The sequence below is a fragment of the Hydrogenophaga sp. genome, from assembly GCF_036675665.1.
Taxonomy (GTDB): Bacteria; Pseudomonadota; Gammaproteobacteria; order Burkholderiales; family Burkholderiaceae_C; genus Hydrogenophaga.
Genome location: NZ_JAKFEO010000006.1, coordinates 22,622 through 36,007 on the forward strand (window position 1 = coordinate 22,622; position 13,386 = coordinate 36,007).

The following is a 13,386-nucleotide window of genomic DNA, read 5'->3' on the forward strand; positions in this document are numbered from 1 at the left end:
CTCATTTGCTTCCCTGCCCGGTGCCAGACCCACAACAGAACAACAGGTCGCCAGCCCCTGCATGGACACCCCGGTTTTTCAACCTTAGGAGTTTTCCCATGTCCAACCTGTTTGGAGCGACCGATCTGGTCGTGCCTTTCGAGAAATTGCGGATGAGCGACGTCGAGTCGGTCGGCGGCAAGAACGCCAGCCTCGGCGAGATGATTTCGCAACTGCCCAGCGGCGTGAAGGTGCCCACGGGCTTTGCCACCACGGCGCACGCGTTCCGCGAATTCCTGGCGTACGACGGCCTGACCGAGCGCATCAACGCGCGGCTGGATGCGCTGGACACCGAAGACGTGCGCGCCCTGGCCGAGGCCGGGGCCGAAATCCGCGCCATGGTGGAAAACCAGCCTTTTCCGGCCGATCTGGAAAAGGCCATCCGCGAAGCCTTCGTCACCCTCACCCACGGCAACGCCACGGCTTCGTTTGCCGTGCGCTCGTCGGCCACCGCCGAAGACCTGCCCGACGCATCGTTTGCCGGTCAGCAGGAGACCTTCCTCAACGTGATCGGCATCGAAGAGGTGCTGCACAAGATGAAGGAGGTGTTCGCCAGCCTCTACAACGACCGTGCCATCAGCTACCGCGTGCACAAGGGCTTTGCCCATGCCGAGGTGGCCCTGAGTGCCGGTGTGCAGCGCATGGTGCGTTCCGACCTGGGTGCTGCCGGCGTGATGTTCACCATCGATACCGAGAGCGGCTTTGAAGACGTCGTTTTCATCACCAGCAGCTACGGCCTGGGCGAGACCGTGGTGCAGGGTGCCGTGAACCCCGACGAGTTCTATGTGCACAAGCCCATGCTCAAGGCCGGCAAACGCGCGCTGATCCGCCGCAACCTGGGCAGCAAGCTGATCCAGATGGGTTTCACCACCGATGCCGAGAAGTCGGGCGATGGCGCGCTCAAAGGCAAGCTGGTGAAGACCACCGACGTGCCGGTGGAATTGCGCAACCGCTACAGCCTGACCGACGCCGATGTGGAGCAGCTGGCGCGCTACGCCATGGTGATCGAGCAGCACTATGGCCGCCCGATGGACATCGAGTGGGGCAAGGACGGCGTGGACGGCCAGCTCTACATCCTGCAGGCCCGCCCTGAAACGGTGAAGAGCCAGGGCGCCGGCAAGACCGAGGTGCGCTACAAGCTCAAGGGCAAGGGCGCGGTGCTGGCCAGCGGCCGCGCCATCGGCCAGAAGGTGGGCACGGGCCCGGTGCGCCTGGTGCACAACATCAGCGAGATGGACAAGGTGCAGCCCGGCGACGTGCTCGTGACCGACATGACCGACCCGAACTGGGAGCCGGTGATGAAGCGGGCCAGCGCCATCGTGACCAACCGCGGCGGGCGCACCTGCCACGCCGCCATCATCGCGCGCGAGCTGGGCATTCCGGCGGTGGTGGGTTGTGGCGACGCGACCGAACTGCTCAAGGAAGGCACGCTGGTCACGGTGAGCTGCGCCGAGGGCGATACCGGCAACATCTACGACGGCCTGCTGGAAACCGAGATCACCGAAGTGCAGCGCGGCGAAATGCCCCCGCTGGACGTGAAGATCATGATGAACGTGGGCAACCCGCAGCTGGCGTTCGACTTCTGCCAGATCCCCAACGGCGGCGTGGGCCTGGCGCGGCTGGAGTTCATCATCAACAACAACATCGGCGTGCATCCCAAGGCGATCCTGGACTATCCCGCGGTCGATGCCGATTTGAAGAAGGCGGTGGAGTCGGTGGCCCGCGGCCACGCCTCGCCGCGCGCCTTCTACGTGGACAAGGTGGCCGAAGGGGTGGCCACCATCGCCGCGGCCTTCTGGCCCAAGCCGGTGATCGTGCGCCTGTCGGACTTCAAGAGCAACGAGTACCGCAAGCTGGTGGGTGGCTCGCGCTACGAACCCGATGAAGAGAACCCGATGCTGGGCTTCCGCGGCGCGGCGCGCTACATCAGCGAAGACTTCCGCGAAGCCTTCGCCATGGAATGCGAAGCGCTCAAGCGCGTGCGCGAAGACATGGGTCTGGACAACGTGCAGGTGATGGTGCCGTTCGTGCGCACGCTGGGCCAGGCCAAGCGCGTGACCGAGCTCATGGCGGAGAAGGGCTTGAAGCGCGGCGAGAACGGCCTCAAGGTCATCATGATGTGCGAGATCCCGAGCAATGCGGTGCTGGCCAAGGACTTCCTGCAGTACTTCGACGGCTTCTCGATCGGCTCCAACGATCTGACCCAGCTCACCCTGGGCCTGGACCGCGATTCGGGCCTGGAGCTGCTCGCGCACGATTTCGATGAGCGCGATCCGGCCGTCAAGGCGCTGTTGCAGATGGCCATCAGCGCCTGCCGGGCCGAGGGCAAGTACGTGGGCATCTGCGGCCAGGGCCCCAGCGACCACCCCGACTTCGCGCAGTGGCTGCGCGACGAGGGCATCAGCTCGATCTCGCTGAATCCGGATTCGGTGGTCGACACCTGGCAACTCCTGTCGTCCAGTCAGAAGTAACAGAACCCGCGCTTCGGCGCTTGAATGAGAAGGCGGCAGCGGGCAACCCTGCCGCTTTTTTCGTGGCCAGCCCCGTCAGACTCAGGGGTCGGTGCATGGCGCACAATCGAATCGCGCACCGCTGGCCATGGACCGTGGTGGGCGTTTGAGGAGACACACATGTTCAAAGGTCTCGCTGCCCAGCGGCTGGTGGCCCTGTTCTTCGCCGCTGCGGCGCTGTTCAACTTTCCGCTGCTGGCGCTTTGGGACCACGATGCGCGGGTATGGGGTCTGCCCCTGTTCCCGCTCGCGCTCTTCGTCATCTGGGCGGCGCTGATCGCAGCGCTTGCCTGGGTGGTGGAGCACCACAGCAACGTGTCGCAACACGACTGAACATGCTGTCGGCCCCGCTCGTCATCGGCGTTTCGTTTGCCTACCTGCTGCTGCTGTTTGCCGTGGCCTATTGGGGCGACCTGCGGGCCGCGCAGGGCCGTTCGGTGATCTCCAGCCCTTGGGTGTATGCGCTCTCCATGGCGGTGTACTGCACCGCCTGGACCTATTTCGGCAGCGTGGGTCGCGCGGCCAACGCCGGTGTGTGGTTCCTGCCGATCTACCTGGGGCCCATGCTGGCCATGCTGCTGGCCTGGATGGTGGTGCGCAAGATGATCCGCATCGCCAAGACCTACCGCATCACCTCCATCGCCGACTTCATCGCGAGCCGTTACGGCAAGAGCCCGCTGCTGGCGGGCCTGGTGACGCTGATCACGGTGGTCGGCATCGTTCCCTACATCGCGCTGCAGCTCAAGGCGATTGCCAGCGGCTACGCGGTGCTCACCTCGCCGCTGGGCATGCCGGCAGTGCAGAGTGCGGACTGGTGGAGCGACAGCACGCTGTATGTGGCGATTGCGCTGGCCGGCTTCACCATCGTGTTTGGCGCGCGCCATCTGGACAGCACCGAGCGCCATGAAGGCATGGTGGCGGCGATCGCGTTCGAGTCGGTGGTCAAGCTGATGGCGTTCATGGCCGTGGGCCTGTTCGTCTGCTTCGGTCTTTTTGCGAGCCCGGCGGCGCTGTTCGACCAGGCCCACGCCGTCGAGGAACTGCGCCGCCTGATGCAGTTCGATCAGGGCCAACCATTTGCCTACGCGCAGTGGCTGGGCCTGACCTTGCTGGCCATGCTCTCGGTGATTTTTCTGCCGCGCCAGTTTCAGGTGATGGTGGTGGAGAACGTGGACGAAAACCACCTCAAGCGCGCGGTGTGGACGTTTCCGCTGTACCTCTTGCTCATCAACCTGTTCGTGCTCCCGATCGCGCTCGGTGGACTGCTGCATTTCGGCTCGGGGCGCATGGACCCGGAGACCTTCGTGCTGTCGCTGCCGTTGTCACAAGGGCAGGGTGCCTTGGCGTTGTTCGCCTTTGTGGGCGGCCTTTCGGCGGCCACCGGCATGGTGATCGTGGAGGCCATCGCGGTGTCCACCATGGTGTGCAACGACCTGGTGATGCCGCTGTTGTTGCGCATGCGGCGCTTTGGCGCGCGCGCCAGCGGCGATCTCACCGCGGTGCTGCTGCGCATCCGCCGCCTGGCCATCCTGGGCATCCTGCTGCTGGGCTATCTGTACTTCCACCTGGCTGGTGACGCCTACGCGCTGGTGAGCATCGGCCTCATCAGCTTCGCGGCGGTGGCCCAGTTCGCGCCGGCCTTGCTGGGCGGCATGTACTGGAAAGGCGGCACGCAGCATGGGGCGCTGGCCGGTCTGCTGCTGGGCTTTGCCTTCTGGGCTTACACGCTCATGCTGCCGTCGCTGGTGAAGTCGGGCTGGCTCACCGCCGGCTTCATGGAGCAGGGGCCTTTTGGCCTGTGGCTGTTCAAGCCCGAGGCCTTTCTGGGACTGGCCGGGCTGGACAACCTCACCCACTCGCTGATCTGGAGCCTGCTGGCCAATGTGACGGGCTATGTGGGTGTGTCGCTCTGGCGCGCACCCACCGCACGCGAGACCAGCCAGGCCCTGCTGTTCGTCGACGTGTTTCACCGCACCCTGGCCACGCGTCCGGTGTTCTGGCAGGGCAAGGCCAAAGTGTCTGCCTTGCTGCCGCTGGTGGGGCGCTTCCTGGGCGTGGAGGCTGCGCAGCGCCTGTTTGCCGACTATGCCGATCGCGCCGGAGTAAGGCAGATCGAGCAGATACCGCCCGATGCCCGGCTGGTGCATTTTGTGGAGACGCAACTGGCCGGCGCCATCGGCAGCGCGTCGGCCCGGGTGATGGTGGCCTCGGTGGTGGAAGAAGAGGCGCTGGACCTGGACGACGTGATGCGCATCCTCGATGAAGCGTCGCAGCTGCGCGCCTACTCGCACGAGCTGGAGGAGAAGTCGCAGTCGCTGGAGCGTGCCACCGCCGAGCTGCGCCAGGCCAACGACCAGCTCAAGAGCCTGGACCGGTTGAAGGACGATTTCATGTCGTCGGTGACGCACGAACTGCGTACCCCCTTGACCTCGATCAGGGCTCTGGCCGAACTGATGCGCGACGATGCCGATATGGACACCGTGCAGCGTCAGCAGTTTGTGGGCATCATCGTGGCCGAGACCGAGCGGCTCAGCCGCCTGGTCAACCAGGTGCTGGACATGGCCAAGATCGAGTCGGGCCACGCCGAGTGGCACGACACCGAGGTGGACATGAAAGCCCTTCTGGAGCAGGCTGCCAGCACCATGGCCGAGCCGCTGCGGGAGCGCGGCGTGCGGCTGGTGCTCGATGTGCCGGCGCGGGTGCGGCCCCTGCACGCCGACGCCGACCGCCTGATGCAGGTGGTGCTCAACCTGCTGTCGAACGCGGCCAAGTACGCACCGCGCGACACCGGCTGCGTGGCGCTGAGCCTGAAGGAGCGTGAGGATGGTGTCGAGGTGGAGGTGCAGGACAACGGACCGGGCATTGCGATCGACCAGCAGGCCATGGTGTTCGAGAAGTTCCGCCAGATCGCAGGGGACGCGCACTACCGGCCGGGCGGCACGGGCCTGGGCTTGCCGATCAGCCGGCAGATCGTCGCGCATTTCGGTGGGCACATGTGGCTGCATTCCACGCCGGGGCAGGGGTCTGTGTTCGGCTTCTCCCTGCCGCGCCAGCTGCAGGCAACCAAAGTGCAAGGAGACAAGACATGAGCCACAAGATCCTGATCGCCGACGACGAGCCCAACATCCTGATCTCGCTGGAGTTCCTCATGAAACGGGAAGGCTTCGAGGTGGTGCTGGCGCGCGACGGGCAGGAAGCCATTGACGCGATCAAGCGCGAGCAACCGGCGTTGGTGCTGCTCGACGTGATGATGCCGGTCAAGACCGGGTTCGATGTGTGCAGCGAGGTGCGTGCCAACGAGAACTTTCGCGACATGCTCATCGTGATGCTCACCGCCAAGGGGCGCGACACCGACGTGGCCAAGGGCCTGGCGCTGGGTGCCAACGCCTACATGACCAAGCCGTTTTCCACCAGGGAGTTGGTGCAGAAGGTGCACGACCTGCTGGGGCCCGCGCCATGAGCGCGCCGGGCCGCTCCCAAGCGCTCGTCCCGGAGCGCGCAGCGCGGAGGGTAGTCCAGTGAGCCGCCGGCGCATGGGTCGCCGGTTCTGGCTGGGCGTGGCGCTCGTGGGCGGCGCGGTCTTGCTGTGGCTCGGCCTCACGTGGGCGATCGTGGGCTCGACGCTGGATGCGGATCAGCGCCAGTTGCTGGCCGGGATCGTGGCGTCGCGCGGCACGCTGGTGGCCACGATGGGCGTGGTCCTGCTGGGCGCGCTGGCGTTCGCGGTGCGCGCGCTGGTGGAGCACTTCATCGAGCCCGCAGCCCAGCTGGCCGAAGAGGGCATGGTGCTGGTGCGCACCGACGTGGCGCGCGTCCTGCCGGCGCAGGGCAGCGCAGAGAACCGCGCCCTCACCGAGGTGATCAACCAGCTGGTGGTGCAGCGCACCCGGCTGCGCCAGGACATGGATGCGCGCGTGCTGGAGGCCAGCCGTGACATCGCACAGGAAAAGGGTCGGCTGGCCGCGCTCATGGCCGAGCTCACCCAAAGCGTCGTGGTGTGCAATCTGGATGGGCGCATCCTGCTCTACAACCAGCGCGCTCGCCTGCAGTTCCGCGCACTGTCCCAGGCGCCCGATGTGGCCGGTGGCGCCGAGTTGATCGGCCTGGGCCGCTCGATCTACACCGTGTTCGACCGCAAGCTGGTGGCACACGCCCTGGAGAACATCCAGCAGCGCATGCTCGCGGGCGCGGCCCAGCCTTCGGCCCAGCTCGTGACCTCCACGCCCGCGGGCCAGCTGCTGCGGGTGCAGATGGCGCCGGTTCGTTCGGCCCAGGCCCAGGCCGCCGAAGACCCGGCCGACCGCGCTGAACTCACCGGCTTCGTGCTGATGCTCGACAACATCACGCGCGACTTCGAGGTTGAGTCGGCACGTGATCGGGTGCTGCACACCTTGACCGAGGGCACCCGATCCGCCCTGGCCAACATGCAGGCCGCGCTGGACGTGCTGGACCACCCGGATCTGGAACCGGCCGCACGCGAACGCTTTCTGCGGGTGGTTCGTGAAGAGACCGGCGGGTTGGCCCGGCGCATCGCTGCGATCGAATCCGATACCGCTCAGAACCTGAAAACGCGCTGGCCGCTCGAAGACATGCTGGGAGCCGATCTGGTGTCGGCCGCGCTGCGCCGCATCGAGACCGTGACCGGATTGCCGGCCAGCGCCCAGGAGGTCAACCCGGTGCTCTGGCTCAAGGTCGAGAGCTTTTCCCTCTTGCAGGCGTTGGTCTATCTCTCGGGTCGCCTGGCCGAAGAGTTCGCGGTGCGTTTCGTGCAGCTGCGCCTGGACCTGGCCACGGGCAGCGCGGGCAAGGCGCAGCTGGACCTTGTCTGGTCGGGGCAGGCGATGAGCAACGAGACGGTGATGAGTTGGGAGATGGATGCCATGACGGTGGGCAGCGAGAGCACCGGGCTGAGTGTGCGCGACGTGATCGAGCGGCACGGCGGTGCCTTCTGGTTCGAGCGCGAGCGTGCCCGCCACCAGGCGTTCTTCCGCATCCTGCTGCCGCTGGCCGATCCGCGCGACCAGATCGACGCCCTGAGCTATGTGCACAGCGAGAGCCGGCCCGAGTACTACGACTTCGATCTCTTCAAGACCACCGAGCAGACCCGCTCCCTCGACGAGCGTCGCCTGGTCGATCTGGTCTACACCGTGTTCGACACCGAGACCACCGGGCTGGAGCCCTCCATGGGCGACGAGATCATCCAGATCGGCGCGGCGCGCATCGTCAACGGCAAGCTGCTGCGCCAGGAGTGCTTCGAGCAACTGGTGGACCCGCAACGCGCCATTCCTCCGGCTTCCATTCCCATTCACGGCATTCAGCCTTCCATGGTGCTGGGGCAGCCAAAGATTGGCGAGGTGCTGCCTGCGTTTCACGCGTTTGCGCAAGACACCGTGCTGGTGGCGCACAACGCCGCGTTCGACATGCGCTTCTTGCAACTGAAGGAGCAGTCCACCGGCGTGGTGTTCGAACAGCCCGTGCTCGACACCCTGCTGTTGTCGGCGGTGATTCACCCGAATCAGGACTCGCACCGGCTGGAGGCCATTGCCGAGCGCTTCGACGTGCCGGTGATCGGTCGCCACACCGCGATGGGTGATGCGATGGTCACGGCCGAGATCTTCCTCAAGCTGCTGCCCTTGCTGGCCGAGCAGGGGATTCACACGCTGGGGCAGGCCAGGGAAGCCGCCCAGAGAACTTACTACGCCCGCCTGAAGTACTGATCCCCGCGCGGCAGCAGATTGTTCAGAATCGCGCCACCTGGTAGCGTTGTTGCAGCACCGACTGCATGTTTTGAACGACCGCAAACGCGTCCTTGAGCTGGGTGCGCTCGAAGTTGGAGATCTCCTCCGGGTTGAGGAAGTTGTCGGGCGACATGCCTGCGGCAATCTGACGGGCCTGGTGCTGGATGCGCAGTGCGGCCAGGAACTCCAGTGCGTCGCGCAGGTCGCGTGCGCTTTGGTTGCTGATGTCGCCTCCGTCGGCGGCGCAGAGCAGCCGGTCGTGCGTGTTCACCTCGGCATGTCCGCCTGCCAGCGCATACACGCGGGCCAGATCGACGATGGGTACCACGCCGGTGTGCTTGAGGTCGATCGTGCCTTTGTGCTCGCCGCTGCGCGCCGTGGACAGCCCCTTGAACAGGCCCAACGGTGGCTGGTGGGTCAGTGCGTTGCCCACCATGTGGGCGAGGAAGATGGTGTTGCCCCGGGTGCTCTGCAGCACATCGCCGCGCAGGCCGTCGAGCAGGCGGCTCTGGCCCGCAATGGCTCGCAGGTCGAAGAACACGCAGGTGAGCATGAGCGCCTTGGGCTCTGGCTCGTTGGTCCAGCGACGGAAGTACTCGGCCCAGCGATGGCGGGGTTGTCGCCAGGCATCGGTCATGGCCATCATCTCGCCCGGGCAGTGCACGTAGCCGCAAGCGTCCAACCCATCACAGACGAAGCGCGAGAGTTCCCGGAAGTAGTCACCGTGCAAGGCCTCGTCAAACGCATCGTCGAGCACCATGCAGTTGTCCTGGTCGGACTTGGCGGTCTGCTCGTTGCGGGCCTGGGAGCCTGCGGCAACCCAGACGTAGTCCACCGGCGCGGGGCCCAGTTGTGCTTCGCCCAACTGCAGCAGCCGGGTGGTGATGGCGTCGGTGATCGCGGTGATGATGTGGCCGGTGTTGTAGGCGGTGGCGTCGGCAGCGGCCAGGCTCTGCTGCAGTGCACGAATCTTGGTGCTGGCGCGTTGCAAGCCGTCGATCGACGTCTGTTTGTAGATGTCGCCGGCCAGGTACACGGCCGAGGTGCTGTGCTGCTCTGTCAGGTCGGTCGCGGTGATCATGCCGGCGATGCGCTGTCCATCGAGCACGGGCACATGATGGATGTTGTGGCGCGCCATCAGCAGCAGCGCGTTGAATGCGGGGTCGTTCAAGCCCACTGAAAAAGGCGCCAGCGTGGCGATGTCCATGATCGGTCGTTGCGTGTCCAGGCCTGCAGCGATCACGCGGTTGCGCAGGTCGCGGTCGGTGATCAACCCGAACAGGTGGCCTTGCTCCACGATCAGGATGGACGACACGCGCTGCTCGCTCATGAGTTGCGCGGCCGCGCGAATGCTGGTTTGCGGGGGCAGGGTGATCGGCTCGCGCTTGATCAACGAACTCACCGGGGTGGTCATGAGGTTGAGCGCAGCGTCGCCCGGTGGGGCGCTGGCCTCGCTCGGGGCTGGGGTGGAGCAGGATTCTTCTGTTGGAAGAGTGGTCATGTTTGTTGTAGGACTTAAGAATCCGTTCTTCATCCTATACCGTGCACGCAATGAAAACCTCGGGTAAATCCTTAGAGGGTTTGACCTGCCTCAAGCGGGCTGCAAGTCCGTTTGTAAGAAGTCGGTAAGGTGCAAATCCAGAATGACCCCAAATCAACCGAAGGCACCATGCTCTTCTTCATTTCTTCAGTCAAGCTGATCGCCGAAATCGCGCTGCTGTCGTTGTTCGGTCAGTGGGTTTTGGGCCTGCTCGCGGGTCAGAAGAAAGATCAGAATCTGTTTTATCAAGTGCTCCAGCAAGTCGGCAGACCATTCGTTCAGGTGGCACGGCTGGTGACCCCGAAGTTTGTGCTCGAACGCCACCTGCCGCTGGTGGCGTTTTGCATTCTGGCCTTTGTGTGGGTGGGAGTGACGATCGCCAAGATCAACCACTGCCTCAAGATCGGGGTGAGCCTGTGTCAATGAACCCTGTCAATCACTGGTTTGCACGCTGGCAGGTCAAAGGCCTGCTGGTGTTTGGGCGCCGATCTGCCGCACTCGAACAGCTGGACGCCTTGCTGATTGCCAATCCGTCGGATGTTTACGCGCTGGCCACACGTGCCCACGTGCTGGCCGAGCTGGGCGACAAAGCGGGTGCGCTGCAGGTGCTCCAGCGTCTGGTGGACCTCCAGCCCGATCAGGCGGCGCTTTGGTTCAACCTGGGCTTTCTCAGCGAAGAGATGGGTCAGCTGGAAGAAGCAGAGACCGCCTTTCGCCGTGCCACCGAGATAGATCCCCAGCTCGACCGGGCCTGGTACGGCCTGGCCCTGAGCCTCATCCGCCAGCGACGCTTCGATGAAGCCATCCCCGCCCTGCGGAAGAACACCGAACTGCAACCCATGAGCCCCTACGGCTGGTATCAGCTGGCCCGGGTTCATGTGGATCGGCAAGAGCCCGACGAGGCGGCGAAGATCATTCGCCACCTCCGAAAGTTCGAGCCCAAAGTGGCAGCTCAGCTGGAGCGTGAGACCGGTCTTGGGCAAGCCCAGGCCTGATTTCACGCTGCTGCTGCGCAGCCTTCAAAAAGGGGAAGCTGGTGGGAGCCGGTTTCCGAGAAACGCGGACCGGTTGCAGGCTGCCTGGGGGACAAAGGTGGTGTTCGTGGCGTGCCCGAGAGGGTGTTCTTGATGGAGGACGATCGCATGGAACTGACTGACAAGCACCGCCGTTACTGGCGGAAAAACCTGAACATCACAGCCATATTGCTCGCAATCTGGTTCGTCGTGACGTTCGTGGTGAGCTACTTCGCACGTGAACTGAGCTTCAACTTCTTCGGTTGGCCGTTCAGTTTCTGGATGGGTGCCCAAGGCGCCTTGGTGGTGTACTGCCTGATCATTGGGTACTACGCTTGGTACATGAACAAACTCGACATCGAACACGGTGTCGAAGAGACCGAGGAGTAACACCATGGCAGGCATGTTCGAAACAGGCGCTGGTGGCGGAAACAAAGCCTTCAAGCAACAGCTCAACAAGGTGTACAAGTGGTACACGGGAGGCTTCTTCGTCTTCGTGGTGGCGCTTGCCATCCTCGAGCAAATGGGTCTGTCCCGCGAGTGGATCGGCTTCATCTTCCTGATCGCCACGATTGGCCTGTATGCCGGCATCGGCATCATGAGCCGCACGACCGATGCCGCGGAGTACTACGTCGCGGGTCGTCGCGTGCCAGCGGTCTACAACGGCATGGCCACGGGCGCGGACTGGATGTCCGCCGCCTCGTTCATCGGCATGGCCGGCACGCTCTACTTGACTGGCTACAGCGGCCTGGCCTTCATCATGGGCTGGACCGGTGGCTACTGCCTGGTGGCGCTGTTCCTGGCGCCCTACCTGCGCAAGTTCGGCCAGTTCACCATCCCCGACTTCCTGGGCGAGCGCTACGGCGGCAACCTGCCGCGCTTCATCGGCATCTTCGCCGCCATCCTGTGCTCGTTCACCTACGTGGTGGCGCAGATCTACGGCGTGGGCCTGATCACGTCGCGCCTGACCGGTGTGGCGTTCGAGCTCGGCGTGTTCCTGGGTCTGGGCGGCATCCTGGTGTGCTCGTTCCTGGGTGGCATGCGCGCGGTGACCTGGACGCAGGTGGCCCAGTACATCATCCTGATCGTGGCCTACATGATCCCGGTGGTGTGGCTGTCCGTGAAGCAGACCAGCGTGCCGGTGCCGCAAGCCATCTACGGTTTCCAGCTCGAAAAGGTGACGGCCAAGGAAAAGCTCTTGACCAACGACCCGAAAGAACTGGAAGTGCGCGAGGTCTTCAAGCAGCGCTCCGCCGCCCTGGCCGAGAAGCTGAAGGATCCCGCCGCTGCGCTGACCGCGGACAAGGCCGCTGCCGAAGCCAAGCTGACCGAACTGCGCGCCGCCAATGCGCCGTCGGCCGACATCGCGGCTGCGGAAAAGGCCATCTCCTCCCTGCCCAAGGACGCCGCTGCAGCCAAGACCGCCTGGACGGCTGCCAAGACCGGTGCCGACAACAAGGCCAAGCCGCTCAATGGCATGGTTCCGCATGCCCAGCAGTTTGCCGGCGATCCCAGTGGCGACGACAAGGCGCGGGCGGCATTCGATGCCTCGCGACGCAACTTCCTGGCCTTGATCTTCTGCCTGATGATCGGCACGGCCGCGTTGCCACACATCCTGATGCGCTACTACACGGTGCCCAGTGTGAAGGAAGCCCGGCAGTCGGTGACCTGGTCGCTGTTCTTCATCTTCCTGCTGTATTTCACCGCCCCGGCCCTGGCCGTGCTGGTGAAGTACGAAATCTTCACAGTGCTGGTCGGTACGCCGTTCAACAACTTGCCGGAGTGGATAGGTGCCTGGAACAAGGTGGATCCCTCGCTGCTGTCGGTGACCGACATCAACAAGGACGGCTTGCTGCAGCTCAACGAAATGAGCATCGGTGGCGACATCATTGTGCTGGCGGCTCCAGCCATCGGGGGATTGCCCTATGTGGTCTCTGGTCTGGTGGCCGCGGGTGGCCTGGCGGCGGCGCTGTCCACGGCGGACGGCCTGTTGTTGACGATCGCCAACGCGCTGTCGCACGACCTCTACTACAAGATGATCGACCCGAACGCTTCCACCGCTCGCCGCGTGACCATCTCCAAGATGCTGCTGCTCGTGGTGGCCCTGTGTGCAGCGTACGTGGCGGCGCAGAAACCGGCGGACATCCTGTTCCTGGTCTCGGCGGCGTTCTCGTTCGCAGCGGCGGCGTTCTTCCCGGCACTGGTGCTGGGCATCTTCTGGAAGCGCGCCACCGGCATCGCAGCCTCCTTGGGCATGGCCGCCGGCCTGGGCATCACCTTCTTCTACATGGTGACCACCCAGCCGTGGCTGCGAGGCGTATTTGGCGTCACGTCGCCGGTGAGTCTGTGGTGGGAGATTCAGCCAATCTCGGCCGGTGTGTTCGGCGTGCCTCTGGGCTTCATCATCATCATCCTGGTCAGTCTGGTGACTCCGGCGCCCAGCCGCAAGGTGCAACAGCTGGTGGAGCATGTGCGCTACCCAAGCCTGCGCATGAGCTGAACACAGTCCGCGTCACCCCGCCCACCCGCTGCCTCGACGGCGGGTG

Annotated in this window: 10 protein-coding genes; 9 read left to right on the plus strand and 1 reads right to left on the minus strand. The window is 64.6% G+C overall.

Annotated elements, in window-relative coordinates:
- The first annotated feature begins 98 nt into the window (after positions 1-98).
- The 5 genes from ppsA (at position 99) to V6M63_RS00635 (ending at position 8,266) form a co-directional block, all read left to right on the plus strand.
- Positions 99-2,510 carry a phosphoenolpyruvate synthase gene (gene ppsA, locus V6M63_RS00615; RefSeq protein WP_332738455.1) on the plus strand — a complete coding sequence of 804 codons (2,412 nt, stop codon included), beginning with the start codon at positions 99-101 and terminating at the stop codon, positions 2,508-2,510.
- Between the two features lie 159 nt (positions 2,511-2,669).
- Positions 2,670-2,882: a hypothetical protein gene (locus V6M63_RS00620; protein WP_332738457.1), complete on the plus strand. Its 213-nt coding sequence runs from the start codon at positions 2,670-2,672 to the stop codon at positions 2,880-2,882.
- Positions 2,883-2,884: 2 nt separating this feature from the next.
- On the plus strand, positions 2,885-5,638 hold the full coding sequence (locus V6M63_RS00625) for a sensor histidine kinase (RefSeq protein WP_332738459.1): 2,754 nt from the start codon (positions 2,885-2,887) through the stop codon (positions 5,636-5,638).
- Positions 5,635-6,009: a response regulator transcription factor gene (locus V6M63_RS00630; protein ID WP_332738461.1), complete on the plus strand. Its 375-nt coding sequence runs from the start codon at positions 5,635-5,637 to the stop codon at positions 6,007-6,009. Before V6M63_RS00625 ends, V6M63_RS00630 begins: the two co-directional genes overlap by 4 nt.
- A gap of 73 nt (positions 6,010-6,082) precedes the next feature.
- The gene (locus V6M63_RS00635) at positions 6,083-8,266 is read left to right on the plus strand and encodes a 3'-5' exonuclease (protein WP_332738463.1); all 2,184 of its coding nucleotides are present in this window, start codon (positions 6,083-6,085) and stop codon (positions 8,264-8,266) included.
- Between the two features lie 22 nt (positions 8,267-8,288).
- Here the strand turns inward: V6M63_RS00635 and V6M63_RS00640 are convergent, their stop codons facing one another.
- A complete protein-coding gene (locus tag V6M63_RS00640) occupies positions 8,289-9,788 on the minus strand; it encodes a putative nucleotidyltransferase substrate binding domain-containing protein (RefSeq protein ID WP_332738465.1) in 1,500 nt (499 codons plus the stop codon).
- A gap of 129 nt (positions 9,789-9,917) precedes the next feature.
- On the opposite strand from V6M63_RS00640, the gene V6M63_RS00645 reads away from it, so the two are divergent.
- The 4 genes from V6M63_RS00645 (at position 9,918) to V6M63_RS00660 (ending at position 13,340) form a co-directional block, all read left to right on the plus strand.
- Positions 9,918-10,253, plus strand: coding sequence for a hypothetical protein (locus tag V6M63_RS00645; RefSeq protein WP_332738467.1), 336 nt, complete (start codon positions 9,918-9,920; stop codon positions 10,251-10,253).
- The gene (locus V6M63_RS00650) at positions 10,250-10,822 is read left to right on the plus strand and encodes a tetratricopeptide repeat protein (protein WP_332738468.1); all 573 of its coding nucleotides are present in this window, start codon (positions 10,250-10,252) and stop codon (positions 10,820-10,822) included. The genes V6M63_RS00645 and V6M63_RS00650 overlap by 4 nt, the downstream gene beginning before the upstream one ends.
- 147 nt (positions 10,823-10,969) lie before the next feature.
- Positions 10,970-11,230 carry a DUF4212 domain-containing protein gene (locus tag V6M63_RS00655; protein ID WP_056277334.1) on the plus strand — a complete coding sequence of 87 codons (261 nt, stop codon included), beginning with the start codon at positions 10,970-10,972 and terminating at the stop codon, positions 11,228-11,230.
- A gap of 4 nt (positions 11,231-11,234) precedes the next feature.
- The gene (locus tag V6M63_RS00660) at positions 11,235-13,340 is read left to right on the plus strand and encodes a sodium:solute symporter family protein (protein ID WP_332738471.1); all 2,106 of its coding nucleotides are present in this window, start codon (positions 11,235-11,237) and stop codon (positions 13,338-13,340) included.
- The last annotated feature ends 46 nt before the right edge of the window (positions 13,341-13,386 follow it).